The 15,512-nt window shown below is 64.0% G+C and carries 18 protein-coding genes and 1 pseudogene; 9 read left to right on the top strand and 10 right to left on the bottom strand.

The window, feature by feature from the left end:
* The 4 genes from GO615_RS25280 to GO615_RS25265 all read right to left on the bottom strand — a co-directional run.
* The coding region (locus GO615_RS25280; protein WP_169132627.1) for an MFS transporter at positions 1–1,077 on the bottom strand (1,077 nt) is incomplete at its 3' end.
* A gap of 3 nt (positions 1,078–1,080) precedes the next feature.
* Positions 1,081–1,818, bottom strand: a complete 738-nt coding sequence (locus GO615_RS25275) for an MBL fold metallo-hydrolase (RefSeq protein ID WP_169132626.1) — start codon at positions 1,816–1,818, stop codon at positions 1,081–1,083.
* Positions 1,819–1,830: 12 nt separating this feature from the next.
* The gene (locus GO615_RS25270) at positions 1,831–2,181 is read right to left on the bottom strand and encodes a DsrE/DsrF/TusD sulfur relay family protein (RefSeq protein ID WP_169132625.1); all 351 of its coding nucleotides are present in this window, start codon (positions 2,179–2,181) and stop codon (positions 1,831–1,833) included.
* Between the two features lie 81 nt (positions 2,182–2,262).
* Complete coding sequence (locus tag GO615_RS25265) at positions 2,263–2,937, bottom strand: ArsR/SmtB family transcription factor (RefSeq protein ID WP_169132624.1); 675 nt, start codon at positions 2,935–2,937, stop codon at positions 2,263–2,265.
* A gap of 145 nt (positions 2,938–3,082) precedes the next feature.
* On the opposite strand from GO615_RS25265, the gene GO615_RS29400 reads away from it, so the two are divergent.
* From GO615_RS29400 to GO615_RS25255, 3 genes and pseudogenes are all read left to right on the top strand, one after another.
* Positions 3,083–3,391: a YnfA family protein gene (locus GO615_RS29400; RefSeq protein ID WP_339380136.1), complete on the top strand. Its 309-nt coding sequence runs from the start codon at positions 3,083–3,085 to the stop codon at positions 3,389–3,391.
* A 71-nt stretch (positions 3,392–3,462) separates the two neighbouring features.
* A pseudogene (locus tag GO615_RS29705) lies at positions 3,463–3,591 on the top strand (ATP-binding protein); the annotation flags it as partial.
* A 219-nt stretch (positions 3,592–3,810) separates the two neighbouring features.
* On the top strand, positions 3,811–4,281 hold the full coding sequence (locus GO615_RS25255; protein WP_169132623.1) for a disulfide oxidoreductase: 471 nt from the start codon (positions 3,811–3,813) through the stop codon (positions 4,279–4,281).
* Positions 4,282–4,396: 115 nt separating this feature from the next.
* Here the strand turns inward: GO615_RS25255 and GO615_RS25250 are convergent, their stop codons facing one another.
* Positions 4,397–4,915, bottom strand: a complete 519-nt coding sequence (locus tag GO615_RS25250) for a hypothetical protein (protein WP_169132622.1) — start codon at positions 4,913–4,915, stop codon at positions 4,397–4,399.
* A 50-nt stretch (positions 4,916–4,965) separates the two neighbouring features.
* Positions 4,966–7,368: a heavy metal translocating P-type ATPase gene (locus GO615_RS25245; protein WP_169132621.1), complete on the bottom strand. Its 2,403-nt coding sequence runs from the start codon at positions 7,366–7,368 to the stop codon at positions 4,966–4,968.
* A gap of 112 nt (positions 7,369–7,480) precedes the next feature.
* On the opposite strand from GO615_RS25245, the gene cadR reads away from it, so the two are divergent.
* The 4 genes from cadR (at position 7,481) to GO615_RS25225 (ending at position 9,645) form a co-directional block, all read left to right on the top strand.
* Positions 7,481–7,948 carry a Cd(II)/Pb(II)-responsive transcriptional regulator gene (gene cadR, locus GO615_RS25240; protein ID WP_169132630.1) on the top strand — a complete coding sequence of 156 codons (468 nt, stop codon included), beginning with the start codon at positions 7,481–7,483 and terminating at the stop codon, positions 7,946–7,948.
* A 448-nt stretch (positions 7,949–8,396) separates the two neighbouring features.
* Positions 8,397–8,657, top strand: a complete 261-nt coding sequence (locus GO615_RS25235) for a DUF4160 domain-containing protein (RefSeq protein ID WP_169132620.1) — start codon at positions 8,397–8,399, stop codon at positions 8,655–8,657.
* Entirely contained in the window at positions 8,567–8,941 is a 375-nt protein-coding gene (locus tag GO615_RS29560) for a DUF2442 domain-containing protein (protein ID WP_369333968.1), read from the top strand. Before GO615_RS25235 ends, GO615_RS29560 begins: the two co-directional genes overlap by 91 nt.
* A 332-nt stretch (positions 8,942–9,273) precedes the next feature.
* On the top strand, positions 9,274–9,645 hold the full coding sequence (locus GO615_RS25225) for an integration host factor subunit alpha (protein WP_169132628.1): 372 nt from the start codon (positions 9,274–9,276) through the stop codon (positions 9,643–9,645).
* Between the two features lie 188 nt (positions 9,646–9,833).
* Here GO615_RS25225 and GO615_RS25220 read toward each other — a convergent pair whose 3' ends face one another.
* Both GO615_RS25220 and GO615_RS25215 read right to left on the bottom strand, forming a co-directional pair.
* Positions 9,834–11,030 carry an IS256 family transposase gene (locus GO615_RS25220; protein ID WP_169132619.1) on the bottom strand — a complete coding sequence of 399 codons (1,197 nt, stop codon included), beginning with the start codon at positions 11,028–11,030 and terminating at the stop codon, positions 9,834–9,836.
* A gap of 514 nt (positions 11,031–11,544) precedes the next feature.
* On the bottom strand, positions 11,545–12,105 hold the full coding sequence (locus tag GO615_RS25215) for a phasin family protein (RefSeq protein ID WP_169132618.1): 561 nt from the start codon (positions 12,103–12,105) through the stop codon (positions 11,545–11,547).
* Positions 12,106–12,418: 313 nt separating this feature from the next.
* Here GO615_RS25215 and GO615_RS25210 point away from each other — a divergent pair, with 313 nt between their 5' ends.
* On the top strand, positions 12,419–12,937 hold the full coding sequence (locus GO615_RS25210; RefSeq protein ID WP_169132617.1) for an H-NS histone family protein: 519 nt from the start codon (positions 12,419–12,421) through the stop codon (positions 12,935–12,937).
* Positions 12,938–13,030: 93 nt separating this feature from the next.
* Positions 13,031–13,396 (top strand): hypothetical protein, encoded by a 366-nt coding sequence (locus tag GO615_RS29700; RefSeq protein ID WP_422614283.1) that lies wholly within the window; start codon positions 13,031–13,033, stop codon positions 13,394–13,396.
* Here the strand turns inward: GO615_RS29700 and GO615_RS25205 are convergent.
* Positions 13,277–13,762, bottom strand: a complete 486-nt coding sequence (locus GO615_RS25205) for an AbrB/MazE/SpoVT family DNA-binding domain-containing protein (RefSeq protein WP_169132616.1) — start codon at positions 13,760–13,762, stop codon at positions 13,277–13,279. The genes GO615_RS29700 and GO615_RS25205 overlap by 120 nt on opposite strands.
* Positions 13,763–14,194: 432 nt before the next feature.
* Positions 14,195–15,358: a hypothetical protein gene (locus GO615_RS25200; RefSeq protein WP_169132615.1), complete on the bottom strand. Its 1,164-nt coding sequence runs from the start codon at positions 15,356–15,358 to the stop codon at positions 14,195–14,197.
* Positions 15,359–15,512: the final 154 nt, after the last annotated feature.

Here is a 15,512-nt window from a genome sequence, read left to right as displayed (position 1 = left end):
ATACACGCCCACCGCCGAGGCGCGCCAGGCGGGATGCGCGACGTCGCCGATCGCGGCCAGCAGGGTCGGATAGACCATCGCGGTGCCGAGCCCGAGCAGCACCGCCCCGAGCGCGAAGACGGCGAAATTCCCGCTCGCCGCAGTGATCGCGATGCCGACGGCCTGCACCCACATGCCCCCAACGATGAGCCCCTTGCGGCCGATGCGGTCGGACAGCGCACCGGTGAAGATCTGGGAGACGCCCCACACCGCCGGATAGATCGCAGCGAGCACGCCGATTCTCTCCAGCGTCATCCCCGCGGCGGCGAAGATCAGCGGGAAGAGCCCCCAGGCCATGCCGTCGTTGAGGTTGTTCACCAAGCCGGCTTGGCTCACGCTGGAGAGGTTGCGGTCGGTGAGCGAGGTGCGGCGGAAGATCTCGCCCTGCGTCGGCGTGTCCGCTTCCGCGTGATGCGTGCGCACCTCGTGGGCGACGTGGTGACGCGTCTCGCGCACGGCGAACACGGAAAGCAGCAGCCCGGCGGCCACATACACCACGCCCAGGTAGAAGGGCTCGGGGCGCAATCCGTAGGCGGCCGCAAGCCACCCGGTGGCCAGCGCGCTGCCCGCCACCGCGAAGTAGCCAGCGAATTCGTTCAGCCCCATCGCCAGGCCACGCTGCTTCGGTCCGACCAGGTCGATCTTCATGATCACCGTGGTCGACCACGTAAGCCCCTGGCTCACGCCGAGGAGCACGTTGGCGCCCACCACCCAATCCCAGTCCGGCGCCCACATCAGCAGGAAGGGTACCGGGATCGCCACCAGCCAGCCGGCCACCAGCACATGCTTGCGGCCGAAGCGGTCGGAAAGCCGCCCTGCGAAGTAGTTGGTGAGCGCCTTGGTGACGCCGAAGACGACGATGAAGGACAGGATCGCCGTGCGCGCCGCGATGTGGAACTCGCCTTCCGCAATGGCGGGCAGGATGCTGCGCTCGAGGCCGACCATGGCGCCGACGAAGGCGTTGACCAGCACGAGCAGCGCGAACTGGCCGAGGTTCTCGCGCAGGCCGAGGCGGATCGGGACCGCGGCGGTATGCATCGCTCAGTCCGTCAGGCCGAGATTGGCGCGCATCATCGCCTCCATGTCGGCCGGCCGCGGCGGGATCTCGCGCGTCAGGCAATCGACGAAGGCCGCGCGGTCCATCGCGAGCGCCGGGTTCCAGCGCTTTTCGAAACCCAGCGTGGACGAGGGCTTGCCGGAGAGCCCCGCGCCACACACGCTGCCCGCCTGGTGGCCGGGGAAGATCTCCAGCGCGTCCGGCAAGGACAACAGCCTGGCGTGCAGGCTGTCGTAGAGCAGGCCGGCCATCTCCGCTTCGCGGCCCGCGAGATCGGGCCGCCCCACCGCGCCGACGAACAGCGTGTCGCCGGTGAGCACGAACCACGGCGCCTCGCCCCGGCGCAGGTCGGTCACCAGCAGGCAGACGCTGTCGGGCGTGTGGCCGGGCGTATGGAGCACCTTCACCTTGACGTTGCCGACGTCGAGCACCTCGCCGTCGTCGAGGGGGCGGAAATCGAAATGCACCCGCCCCGTGTCGGAGGCGTGCAGGCAGTACGGCGCGCCCACCTTCCGCGCCAGCGCGCGGCCGCCTGAATAGTGGTCGGCATGGACGTGGGTGTCGATCACGTAGCGGATCTCGACCGCCGCCCTGCGCGCCTCCTCGACGAACCAGTCCTCATCGCCCGCGACGACGTCCACCGCCACCGCCTGTGCGTGCCCGGCGCAGCCGAAGAAGTAGGAGAGCGAGGATTCCCGGGTTGCGAGCTGCCTGAAGAACATCGTCCCGTCCTCCTAGAACACGAGGACCTTGTCAGCCTCGACCGTCCACTGCGCGAGCTCGGCGAGCGTCGAGCGCCGCGCCCCCTCGGTGATCTCGGCCTCGGTCATGCCGCGCGCGTCCATGCAGGTGCCGCACAGCGCGACCTCGCCCTGGCGCAGCACCTTGCCGAGCATGAGCTGGACGTTGTAGTAGCCCTCCGGCACCTTCTGGCCGGCCTTGGCGCAGCCCACCGCGTCGGCCATCAGGAACAGCTGCACCCGCTGCTCCGGCTTGCCGGCGACCGCACCCGCGAGGCGCAGCGCGTTGTACGCGCGTTCGCTGCCGTAGGGCGCGTCGTTGAGGATGAAGAGCATCGTCGCCATGTCGTTTCCCCTCCTGCGTTCCGGATTGCCCGCATGCGCCGCGCCGGCCCCGCGCCGCCGCACCGAATGGCGGGTCGTTCTTCAGTTGTTCGGGCGGGCGCCCTCGACCGGCAGCCCCGCCGCCTGCCATTCGCTGACGCCGTCGAGGATCTTGCGCACGCGAAAGCCCCGGGCCGCGAGCAGGCGCACCGCCTCGTCCGAGAGCAGGCAGAACGGGCCACGACAGTAAGCGACGATCTCCTTGTCGCGGGGCAGCTCCGCGACGCGCCGCTCGATCTCCTCCACCGGCATCGAACGCGCACACGGCAGGTGGGCGGTGTCGTACTCGGTGCGCGGGCGCACGTCGATGACCACGATCTCGCCGCTGCGGGCCTGCTCGAGGAGTGCCGCGCGATCGAGGGAGGTGAGCTGCGATGGGTCGGCCGTCATGCTGTCGAGCGCCATCCGCAACTCGAGCAGATGCTCCTCGGCGACCTCGCGCAAGCTGACCCACAGGCCGGCGACGTCGGCTCCGCTCAGGCGGTGGATCACGTACTTGCCCTCGCGACGCGAACCGACCAGCCGCGCGTCCTTCAAGACCTTCAGGTGCGCGCTGGCGAGCTTGATGTCGATGGCGAGCTCCTCCGCGAGCTGCTCGACCGTCTTCTCGCCCTGCGCGAGCAACTCCAGCAGCGCGAGCCGCTTGGGGCTGGAGACCGCCTTGCCGATGCGGGCGACCTGTTCGTACAGGAGTTCCTTGACGATTTGCCGGTTCATTCTGTCAATCTAATGAATTTGCGAGTGAATGACAAGCGCATTCATCCGGGGCCGACATGCCGAACTTCGCGAGGCGCGGCGATGGCGCTCCCGGTCCTCACATTCAGGGGAGCCCGCAGAATTCGAAAAGATCGTACGCTAAGCAATCGCGCGGGTTTCAGAGCAAGCCAGAACAACCTGGCTGTCACTACCACTACCACTACCGCCAGCCGCGTCGCTGGTACTTTTCGCCTGGCTGCTGACCCTGCATCCGCCGGCAGCCGGCCGCAATCACGCGGCCTATGAGGGCATGGATATCGTCGTTGCGCTGCTGTGGCTGCGTCTCGTCGACTGCATCGCGCTGACGCGCTGGGATCCGGCGGGGCGGCGATCGCACTGGTTGGCATGGCATCGCGCTGCAGCCTTCCGGGAAAATCTAGGCGCGGTGACAAGCCACGTTGCGAGGTGCGTGTGATCCTCATCCCCGCAATAACCGGAGTCCATTTGCCACCACCAGCAGGCTGGCTCCCATGTCGGCGAATACCGTCACACGGACTCGCATTGTCGATCGTCGCAGCGATCGCGCGCATGCATGGCGGCAAGCCGTTCGCCCGGTCGTCCGCCGGCAGGACGACGACCGGTTTCAGTCTTCTTGCATCTGCCACGAGCCGGTAAGCGGTCCTCGTACCGTTTGATTTCTTGTTCGAGCCCGCGCACATGGCGTAGTCTCCACTTTCTCGAACGAGTGGTTGCGCCGAGCGGGAAAACGCTCGCCACGGACAGTCGCTGGCACGCTGCGAGCGTATTGCCGCTCGACTGATCGCCGTCCATAACAACGCGTTGCCGTTTCGCTCCCGTTTGCGCACCTTCTCCTGGCCGCCGAGATCCGAATCAATGAACATCCACAAACGCTCCGCGGCGGAAGACCTCTTTGGTGTCGCCTGGACGCTGATTTTGATGTGCTGGGCGATCGCCGGCCTGTCGGTGATCGGTGCGCTTGCCCTGAGTGAAATGCTCCAGATTGTGCCCTGCGTGATCTGCTGGTACTTACGCGTCTTCATGTTCCCACTGGTTCCGGTCCTGATGGTCGGAATCATCCTGTACGACCGAAACGTGGTGTACTACGCTCTGCCATTGGGGGGCATCGGCTGGCTGGTCGCGGTCGCCCACCTTGTGCTGATCACTGGCGCCGCGCCGGGGGAGGCCGCCTCATGCGCCCGGATCACAACGTGTACCGAGACGCAGATCATGTGGTCGGGTTTCGCGGCGATTCCGCTGCTGTGGGTGGCCGCTTTCTCGATCGTCAATGTGCTCTTGCTCGCGGCACACTTCAAGCATCCAAGCGACTGCACGCATGATGCCTAGGGTCTGAGGGAGGTCAAATCCCCACGCCAGATCGTCGTCTTCGGGCGGATGAGCCCGACCGGAAACGATCGGGCTCGACCCTAGGGGCGGCAGACTTCGTACGGCTCCCGCATCCTCACCGAGGCGGCTGCGTCGACATGTAGCCCTGATGCTGCATCATGTGGTCCATCATCTGCTGCTGCATGCCCATGTAGCGATCCATCATGTACTGGCGCTGCTTCATCTGATCCGGGGTGAGCTTCGAGTAGTAGTCCCCCATCCCGCGCCATCCCATCATGTGACCGCCCCTCATTCCGCCGCCCATCATCGGGCCGCCCGCACAGCACCCCATCATGCCCGGTCCCCACATGCCGTGCATCGCTCCCATGCCGCTTCGCATCGTTTCCCAGTGCTCCTGAAGCAGTTTCTGTCGTTCCTGCGGATCCTGGGTCTGGCGGATCTTCTCCATCTGCTCCTGCATCCGCTGCATGCCTTGCTGCATCTGCGCCATCTGCTTGTCGAACTCGGCGATGTCGGGGGCTTGCTGTTGCACCTGCGTGTCGCTCGCGGGCGGGTTCGCCGTCGACTGCGCCATGCCCGGCGCGGCCGGAAGCACGGCTGCCGCCATTGCTGCAATCAAGGTCATCTTCTTCATTTCGCATACTCCTTTGTCGTCAGAAAGAACACCTTCAGAGCTCTTCACCCCTATCGCCGCAACAAGCGGAGCCCATTTGCGACGACGAGCAAACTCGCCCCCATATCCGCGAACACCGCCATCCACATCGTGGCTTGCCCGATTACCGTGAGCAGCAGAAATACCGCCTTGATGCCAAGAGCCACCACGATGTTCTGGATCAGCACGTCGGATGTGGCCTGCGACAAGCGCACGAACGTCGGGATCTTGCGCAGATCGTCGTCCATCAGCGCCACGTCCGCTGTCTCGATCGCGGTGTCCGTACCCGCCGCCCCCATCGCGAAGCCAATGTCCGCGCGGGCCAATGCGGGGGCATCGTTGATCCCATCCCCCACCATGCCGACCTTGCCGGCCTGCCGGTTCTTCAGGAGCGACTCGATCGTCTTGAGCTTGTCCTCAGGGAGCAGGTTGCCCCTTGCCTCATCGATGCCCACCGCGCGGGCGATCGCTTCGGCCGTATGAGCGTTATCGCCGGTGAGCATCAGCGTCTTCACGCCCAGCGAATGCAGATCGGCGATGGCTTGACGGCTCGTTTCGCGCAACGTGTCGGCGACTGCAAAGATGGCCAGCACTTCGGTCTGGTTCGCCAAGAGCACCGCCGTCTTGCCTTGGCGTTCGAGCGCGTCAAGCGTCTTTTCGATGTCGGGTGAGCACAGCCCGAGCTCCTCGATCAGTCGATGGTTGCCGAGTTGATAGGTGTGACCGTCAATGCCGCCACGCACACCCCGGCCCGGAATGGCGGCAAAATTGGTCACCTCGCGCAACACCCATCCCATCTCGGTCGCGGCACGGGCGATCGCCAGCGAGACCGGATGATCCGAGCGCGCGGCGAGACTGCCTGCCAGGATATGCGCCAGGTTCGCGTCGCCCCGCAGTGCCATGAAGTCCGTCTGGGCGGGCTTGCCGTGCGTAATCGTGCCGGTCTTGTCGAGCGCCAGCATGGCGAGTTTGCGCCCCTCTTCAAGATAGACGCCGCCTTTCACCAGAATGCCCTTGCGGGCGGCTGTGGCGAGACCGCTGACGATCGTGACCGGCGTCGAGATCACCAGGGCGCACGGACAGGCAATCACCAGCAGCACCAGCGCTTTGTAGATCCAGTCCATCCATGCGCCGCCGAAGGCCAGCGGTGGCACGATGGCCACCAGCAGCGCGACGGCGAACACGACCGGTGTGTAAATACGGGCGAACTGGTCGACAAAGCGCTGGGTTGGTGCGCGGCTGCCTTGGGCCGATTCGACCGCGTGGATAATGCGGGCCAGGGTGGAATGATTGGCCTCGGCCGTCACCCGATAGTCGAACGATCCCGCCTCGTTGATCGTGCCCGCGAACACGTTGTCGCCTTCAGTCTTGTCCACCGGCAGGCTCTCGCCGGTGATGGGCGCCTGATTGACCGTCGAACATCCGCTGATCACCACGCCGTCGAGCGCAATCCGCTCACCGGGGCGCACGCGCACCACGGCCTCCCGCGGCACGGCCGTCGCCGGCATGGCCACCCAGCTTCCATCACCCTGGCGCACGGTCGCGGTTTCGGGCGCAAGATCCATCAAGCCGCGAATCGCGTTACGCGCTCGGTCGAGCGATTTCGCTTCGATCACTTCGGCGAGCGCGAAGAGGAACATCACCATCGCCGCTTCCGGCCAGTGTCCGATGAGCATCGCGCCCGTAACCGCAATCGACATGAGTGCATTGATGTTCAGATTGCGGTTCTTGAGCGCGATCCAGCCCTTCTTGTAAGTGGACAGGCCTCCGCTGAAAATCGACACCAGCGCGAGCACTACGACGGTCCAGTCGTCGCCGCCGTTGATCCAATCCACGACCTCGGCCAGCGTCGCGGTGACCCCGGCCAGCACCAGCGGCCACCAGATCGTTTTGGGTCGTGATTCTGCCGGTGCGACTACATTCGCCGTGCCCCCCGATTCGACCTTCGCCTCGAAACCGATGGCTTGCAGGGCTGCCAGGGTCGCGTCCAACGTCCCCGGACTGTGCGTCACGGTCAGGCGACGCTGCATCACGTTGAAATCCAGCGCGGCCACACCGTTCATGCCGACGAGCTTGGTCCGGATCAGCGCCTCCTCGGTCGGGCAGTCCATCCCGGCGATCGTGAGCACCGTGCGCACATGATCGACTGCCGTATCGATGCGCCGTGCCCGCATGCCGCAGGCTTGCAGCGTCGCTTCGATCATGGCCAGCGAGTCGAGGCGATGACTCACGGCCACCGTGCGCTGCGGCAGGCTGAAATCGAGTCCCGTCACGCCGTCGAGGGGCTCCAGATTGTTGCGGATGAGCGCAGCATCGGTGGGGCAGTCCATGTTGTCGATGCGATACAGCGCCCGCTCGGGGCCGCGGGGGCAGGACTCGACCGGTGATGGCGCCCCGGAGGGACAACCACAGCCGCTGACATTGCATTCGCTCATGTTCGGTTCCTTTGCCTGGCGTTAATGGTCATTTAACAATCTGTAGTCACTACAGAGTCAAGCGACTAAAATGCAGGCAGGAACCTTTATCCCGGCCTTGAAGGCAAGCACGATGAGAATTGGCGAACTGGGAAGAGTGACGTGCACGCAGATCGAGACGATCCGCTATTACGAGCGGGAAGGGCTGCTGGCCGCCCCGGCTCGTACGGAGGGCAATTTCCGCATCTACGATGACACCCACGTCGAGCGCTTGTCGTTCATTCGCCATTGCCGATCGCTGGACATGGCACTCGACGAGATTCGCATCCTGCTACGATTCAAGGACGCACCCACCGAGAACTGCGGCGACGTGAACACGCTGCTGGATGCGCACATCGGCCACGTTGCTGCCCGCATCCGCGAACTTCGCGCGCTTGAAGGGCAGCTCAAGAGCCTGCGCGACCGTTGTCACGAGGCCCAGGATGCCGCCCACTGCGGCATTCTGAACGAGTTGTCACAGCCTTCGCGTCAGGGAGCGACTAACGGGGGCGGGCATGTGCATGGCGTGCATGGCGGCGTCCGTGCGCGCTACACCCCATGAGGGCCACGGCCATCCGTCGCGTCAGAGCCGGTTTTTTTCGCACGCGAGATCGCGTTGAAACTGGAACAACAGGCGGTTCGGCGACTCTGTGCAGAATTTGCATAGTGCCCCCAAGAGACGCGTTCCTTGTTCTCAACCCCCGAGAAATCCTCGGCAGTTGCAACGACCGTGGCGATGTGCCGAATCGTTTCTTCCGAACGGGTAGGTCACCTTCAATCACGAGCGGCAGCGATTCCAATACTACGAGTCCGAGTGCGTACTCCGGTCCTCTTGGTGGTCAGACGGACGGCTGCTACAGTAGGAACCGGATTCGACGAAAGTTTTCTCGCACGCCATTTGTAAAGTGCGCCTCATCGTCTCGTTCCTTGCGTGTTGGGCGTCACCCTGGCGGGGGAACCACGACCGGGCGGTGCGAGATCAATACACGTTGATCATGCAGGAAAGACGAATGCCGACTATCGCCACATTCTATGGCATCCTTATCCAGATGTTCTGGAGCGATCATGCTCCGCCGCACTTTCATGCCTTGTACGGTGAACATGAGGTGCTTATCGACATCCGGACTCTGGACATCCTTGAAGGTGAGATGCCGCGGCGAGCTGTTGCGTTGATCTTGGAATGGGCGCAAGAGCACCGCGCCGAACTCATGGAGGACTGGGAGCTATGCGCACGCAATCAGCCGCCCAACAAGATTCGCCCCTTGCCGTAACCCCTCCGATTCAGCCCCGCATGCCGTGGCGGGTAGCTTCTGTCGAAGCGTTACCAGCGTTTCGGCTCCGTGTCCGGTTTATCGACGGCACAGAGGGTACGGTTGACCTGGCAGGACTGATTCACTCCCCCCACGCCGGGGTCTTCACCGCCTTGGACGATCCGTCCGTTTTCGCCCGCGTGTTCGTGGAACACGGTGCGGTAACCTGGCCGGGCGAGATCGATCTAGCACCAGACTCCATGTATGCTGCGATCAAGAAATTCGGAGAGTGGGTAGTCCAATAACTCGTATGCGGCCACGCCCCCCAAGGTTGGATCGGCTCTTGCCGTTCGGCCGGGGTGAAAACTGCCGTTCAGCCCCGAAGCGCGCTGAATGGCAGTAGTAAGCAGACTGCAGCCGTTTGGTCCCTCTCGACCGAACGGCGTTCCGGCCGATGACCAAGCGGTGCTGCTCCCATGGTGCTGGCGTGTATTTCGTGGCTGACCTGCTCCCGGCGCCTATTTTCGTCCGAGCGCCGTCCGACCTACCCAATGACAGAGGTACCTCCCCGGTCGAGATCGCCTGTGGCAGGATTCAGGTTTCTCACTCAACGCGCGCGTACAAAGGCAGAGCAGCAATGACCTTGACCAGGGTCGACCTGATACAACACATCATTGACACCATCGGCCTCAACAAGCGCGAGGCAAGTGAGCTGACCGAAGCTTTTTTCGAGGAGATCAGCGCAGCGCTTGAAAAGGGCGAGGACGTCAAGCTGTCCGGCTTCGGCGGTTTCCAGTTACGTGACAAGCCCGAGCGCCCAGGGCGCAATCCCAAGACCGGCGAAACGGCGGTGATCACCGCACGCCGCGTGGTGGCGTTTCACCCCAGTGACAAGCTCAAGAAGATCATCGAGGCACGGGCGTCCAAGTCGGACAAGTCGCCGCGCGGCTTCCCCTCCTCTGCCGTCATGTCGGACGCCGTCGATCGAGAAGTCGACGAATTTGCCTGACTTCGAGCCGCCCCCATCGGTGGTCCGGCGAGGCCACGATTCACCCTGTAGGATACATCCCGTGTGAATTCGCCATAGTTGTGTGCGTCAAGTTGTGCAATTTGGTGAGCACGACATGGTTGATGTCATTTCGCCGTCAGCGCCGCGCAGGGCGTAGCCCGAAGCGGCGCTGACGGCGGGTGGCGGCCTTATGCGGCCAGCCGCAAGGCCTCCTTCTTCTGCTCGGCGAGCAGGGTCATGTTCAGATAGCGGTTGTCCTCGAGCCAGCTCTCGTGCGTTTCAACGCACAGCGCGCGGATCAGTCGCAGGCACGAATCGGTATTGGGGAAGATGCGCACGACATGGGTGCGCCGCTTGATCTCCTCGTTGAGCCGTTCGAGCATGTTGGTGCTCTTCATGTGCTTGTGATGCTGGCGCGGCAGGCGGTAGAAGGTCAGCGTCTCGCCGATGTTTGACTCCGCCCAGTCGACGAGCTTCGGATACTTCGCCTGCCACTTGCTGATCCACGCGGCCAAGTCGCGGTAGGCCTCCTGCAGGTCACGGCGGTCGTAGATCCAGCGCAGCTCCTGCAGGCAGTCGTCGTCGGCCTTGCGCGGCAGGTAATCGAGGGCATTGCGCAGGAAGTGGACGTAGCAACGCTGCCACACCGCCTCGGTCAGCACTTCGGAAATCGCTTTCTTGAGCCCCGCGTGATCATCCGAGACGACGAATTCGACCCCAGACAGCCCGCGCTCCTTGAGCCGCAGCAGGAAGTCCTTCCAGCTACTCTGGCTCTCGCGGTTGGCGAGTTCCACCGCCAGAACCTGGCGATGCCCCTCCCAGTTGATGCCGATGGCGATAAGCACCGCTTGGGCGCGAATCACGCCGTCTTCGCGGATTTTCTCGTAGCGGGCATCCAGAATCAGATAGGGGTAGGCTTCCTCCAGCTGCCTTGCGGCAAAGCGCGCCAGCGCCTCGTCCAGACTCTTGTTGATCGCCGAGATGGCTGAGGCCGAGAAGCTGTGTCCGCAAAGCTCCTCGGTGATCGCCTTGACCTTGCGCGTCGACACCCCTTGCACGTACATCTCGGCGAGCGCTGCCACCAGCGCCTTCTCGCTGCGCGCATAGCGCTCGAACAGCGCGGTGGAAAACTCCCCACCGCGGTCACGCGGCACCCGTAGCTCCAGCTTCCCGATGCGCGTGACCAGCCCACGGCTGTAGTAGCCGGCTCGGTAGCCTTGGCGGCTGTCGGTGCGCTCACCCGGCGCCGCACCCAGTAACTCGGTCATCTCGCCTTCCAGGACCTCCTGCAGCGCCTGCTTCATCAGCGCCTTCATCAGGTCCGGATCCGACGCCAGCAATGCTTCCACTGTCGCGCCCTTCGAACTACGCTTGATCGTGGTCATGGCTGCCCCCTCCACAGGGTTAAAGGTCGATCGGTCAATCAACCTTAGCCATGGCCACCCGCGCCTTCCAACCGGAAGCGCTTCTGCACACACTTCAGAACACTACCTTCGCCATCTTGCAGCTCGATCGGTGGGGCCGCTGCACGGTTGACGCAGGTCGACGCCCCTGCACAGTATCCGAATTCGGGCACGGCACTCGCCTAAAAAGAAAGCGGGAGGAATGCTGTCGGGCAAGGACCCAACCGGTGCCACTTTTGCACAGGTTGCAAGCACCGGAGATGAGTAGCTTGGTGATTCGCAAGGTCTGCACATCAGCCCCCAGCGCGCCCCCCGAGAAATCCTTGGTCGTAGCCACTGTCCGTCTGAATACAGCGTCGACGCGGCCTGGACCGCTCATCGCGTTGAGCCCCGGGAATGCAGGCCCACGCGCGTGGACAAAAAAATGCCGCCCGGTTGGCCAGGGCGGCACTGTCGCGCGAGCGAGCCTGTTCAGCTCACCCCATGCCGTATGCGATCAGGCAGACTTCCTGGACGCCGCCGCCCTGGGCGACGCCCCCTTGACCGCAGTGCTCGCTGCCGTCACGGTCGCTTCGGCGATCTCGGTCGCTTGCTTGGTCGCCTTGCTGACGCCGTCGAACACGTTGTTGGCGCCGTCGACGGCCGACTTGAAGGCAGCGAACAGGGCCTCGGAACCCGCCGGAGCGGACTTGGCGGCGTTGTCCAGCGCGTCGGTGAAGGTCTTGTTCAGCTCAGCCACTCGCACTTCGAAAAGCTGCGCGATTTCCTGCTGGCCCTCGGTCGCGATTTCATACACGCCGCGACCGTAGACGACCGCCTTATCCAGCATCGGCTGAGCCAACGTGCCTTGCAAGGCAAGCAGATCCTGCGGGGTCTTGACCGCGAGCACGGTCTTCGTGGCGGCAACGCTATCTTCCAGCACCGAGCGGGCCGTGTTCAGATTCAGCTCGGTCAGGCGCTCAACCTGGGTGAACGCCTTGTTGGCAAGCGTCGTCAGGATTTCCACGCTGACTTGGTTGGCGAAGGCGAACTGCTCGCGGGCGGCAAAGGCGTTCATCGTCAATTTCCTTGGTGAGATCGGTCGGATCGTCAATGGCACCCGCATCGGAGATCCGGGTGCGTTCGTCATACTGCGCTGCAGTATAGAACCGCCTTCGATCAAGTCAAGCAACTGTTGCAGCGCAAAAAATTCGACTGGCAAGTAAAGAACCAACCCGGTGCATCGACATGCACTCTGCGATCGCCATGCTGCGGAAATCGGCCATGTGACGGACATGACCGCTGTCCGCAAGTGCTGCGCCGCCGTTCCCGTACCCGTGGCATTATTTGGATGCCCATGACCCCCATCAGCCGAAGCATCTCGGACGACTATGACCCAGAATCTCAGCCACTACACCCTCCCGCAGCTCAAGCAACTCAGCGCCCGCATCGCGAAGGAAATCGCCAAGCAGGAGTCGGCAGGGAAGGCGTCGATGCTCAAGAAATTACAGAAGATGGCACGTGAGCACGGCTTGTCGCTCGACGAGCTCGTAGGGACGTCCGGCGCAACGCAGACCAAACCGGCGAAAGCGCCTGCGAAGGTCACCACCGCCGCACGAGTGCCATTGCCGGCAAAATATCGGCATCCCTCGAACAAGGAACTCGCGTGGTCCGGGCGCGGCCGCAGGCCGCAGTGGGTCGAGGCGTGGCTCGCGAACGGCGGCGCGATGGACGCGCTCGCCACCGCCGCGCTGAAATTCGACAAGCGGCAAGCCAAGCTCAAGGCCCCCGCCGAAAGCCGTCCGACGGCAAGCGAGGCCTTACCGGCGCCGGGCTCCCGCACCGATGCGCCGACTCCCGTCGAGTACGCTCCCGACGCCCTCGCTGCTCAACCAGACGCAAGCGTGTGACCACGAACGCCCCCGCGGCGAAACCGCGCGGAAACAGCCTGCGTGCGCTTCAAGAGCGGCGATGAAGTCCGCGCGTTGCGAAAGAAACTCGAAATGAACCGGTCCGAATTTTGGAGCCAGTTATCCGTCACGCAGTCGGGCGGCTCGCGATATGAAAGCGGGAAAACGCTCCAAAATTCGGTGCGCCGCCTGTTACACGTCACATACGACACGGACAAGCAAGCGGGCGATCTCCTCGCATGGCTACGCAGCAAGGGATCTCGCCGCCCTGCGCGAGGAGCTCGCACTCATCGGAGGGAATCGGAGGCACGATGCCGCGCATGCACCCGCAGCGCAAGCTCATTGACCGCCTTCGCTCATCTTGCGTGCTGCATCGTCGCTCGCCGGAGCAGGCGCAGGGGCATCGATCTCGCCCGCTGCGGCCCCGAGCTGCAGTTCGACCCTGTGCTCCGCAAGTAGGCACTCGAGGTTTGCGAGCGCCTCTTCCTCGGTTGCGCCCTTGCCGCACAAGTGCGAAGCGCCAAGCCAAAAATCCGCAGCAGCCAAGTCATCCCCCTGCGACGCCTCGGGGACCTGCTGCGCCGGCAGCGGCCATGCGAGGTAACGCGCGCCGGAATAGCAGCCCTGATAGCGGTCCTTGATGACGGTGCGCGCCTGTGCGCTCGCTACGGGCTCGACGATCAACCGGCTCGGGCCCTCGCCCTCATTGACGACCGACAGGCGCACGCTGTCGCCCTCGTTGTAGCCGAGGCGGGACACGAGAGCCGGTGGGAGCAGGATGCCAGCGTCGGTACCAACGCGGACGATACGGGTACGGTAGATCATCGTGTGTCGTCGGAGCATGCAAACGTTTCTATTGTAGACGTGCCGCCACGCGGCCCTGTCCTGACAGTGCAGAGCGGCCATGCTTTCACGTCGGCCTCTTGCCATCTGAGTCAATCGTCGTGGCTCGAATGTCCGGGTCAGTGACAGCGTGCTCGTGATCTCCGGCGCCGCAGGCAACCACGCCGCCGCGAACGTGAAGGCGCCGACCGCGGTCGGCAGCGACACCGACGCCTGCGACAACGACTACCGCAGGCCGGACACGCGCTGCGCCGAACAGGCCCGCCGCGAGACCAAACCCGATCCGCGGTGGGGCAGGCGCCGACGCGAGAAGAGCGCGCCGTCTGCCCCATGCCGGGTGCGTTTGATGACGAACGGCGCCCAGCGGGCTTGTCCCACAAGGAGCTCGCCCGCTTCGCCCCCCCCCCGCAGTGATCACGTTGGCCCCACGCCCTGCGGCTCGACAAAGCCCTTGTCGCCGATGCCGAGAAAGACGTCATACAAGACGTGGCTGAGTTGGGAGCGCGGATAATTGTTATTGCGAAATCCGGGTTCCATGGTCCAATCCTCCGTCCGTGCTCGATCCGCCCAACGCTGACACGCGTCGATGAAGTAGTTCGCCGCGTGGCGACGGTTGGCCTTTTTTTGGAGCAGAAAGTCGGACGTCGCGTAGGTCCCCTCCCAGATGATCCGGAAGCATTGCGCCACGGAGAAGTCGCGAAGAAGGTTCCTGAAGAGCGCGTCGGAAGCGACCTCGCACGCCTCGGGCAAGCCCCGTTCCAGGAGCCAGAAATCCGCGAACTCGCGACACTCCGCGAGGGCCAGCGTCAATTGCAGATCAGCCAGCTCATCGCACCATGTTTCCGGCCATACCGTCGAATTGGCCATGTGCTCGATCTGCTGCACCAACGACGTCGGCGACGGGGTCAGGATGCGCCAGTACGTCACGTAGGGATAGGCCGGGAGATCTTCATCGGTGGCACTGAACGCTTCGATGGGGGATTCCACATCCGGGGCAATCACCCCCGCCGCGACGAGCGACGACAAGACCTGGTTCCCCAGCGGTCCCGCGGGGGCCAGCGGCACGGCCGAGTAGCCGACTGCACCAACGGTCCCATGGGCTAACCAACCGCCACAGCGCACGACGGCCAGCAACGCGACCGCCTCTGCGAGGTGCAGATCGTCGGGGGTTCCCACACGTTCCGCATAACTCCAGCGGGCACGGCAGTGGGCCTCGTTCGCGGTACGTCGCTGCATCGCATCATGTTGCAGCCCTTCGATTGCGCGTCTTATGCCGACGGCGCCTTCGCAAGATCCCGCCGCGCGATGCGCACACGTGGAACAGCGGACGTTGACTGCGCTTGTCGGCGCGCCGGGACGCGATCGGCGTAACTGGATCAAGGGGGCGCCGCACGCGTCACATTGCCGATCGCGCAGGACTTTGGGGGGGAGCAGGCGGGAAAGCTGACCGGGCGCGCAGGGGACCTGAAACTCATTGATGAGGTCGATCACCCGCTCGCCGGCGTGGTAGCGGTCGGTCAAGGCCGTCAGCTGTGCGACATCCAGGTGCGCAACCCGCGGGTCGATCTGAAACTTCATGGCCGTGACGAAAAGCTCGAAGACGGGTGTCGTTTTCCGCTAAAGGCTGGACTTGAAAACACCCGGATTTCATGGTTCAAGCCTGTTGCAGCATATTCTGATTTCCGTTAATTCCTGGAATCAGGGCGAAATTTCCGTTAAAGTTGGACTGAGT

This window comes from Aromatoleum evansii (assembly GCF_012910805.1).
Taxonomy (GTDB): Bacteria; Pseudomonadota; Gammaproteobacteria; order Burkholderiales; family Rhodocyclaceae; genus Aromatoleum; species Aromatoleum evansii.
This window is presented reverse-complemented; position numbering and strand designations above follow the sequence as displayed.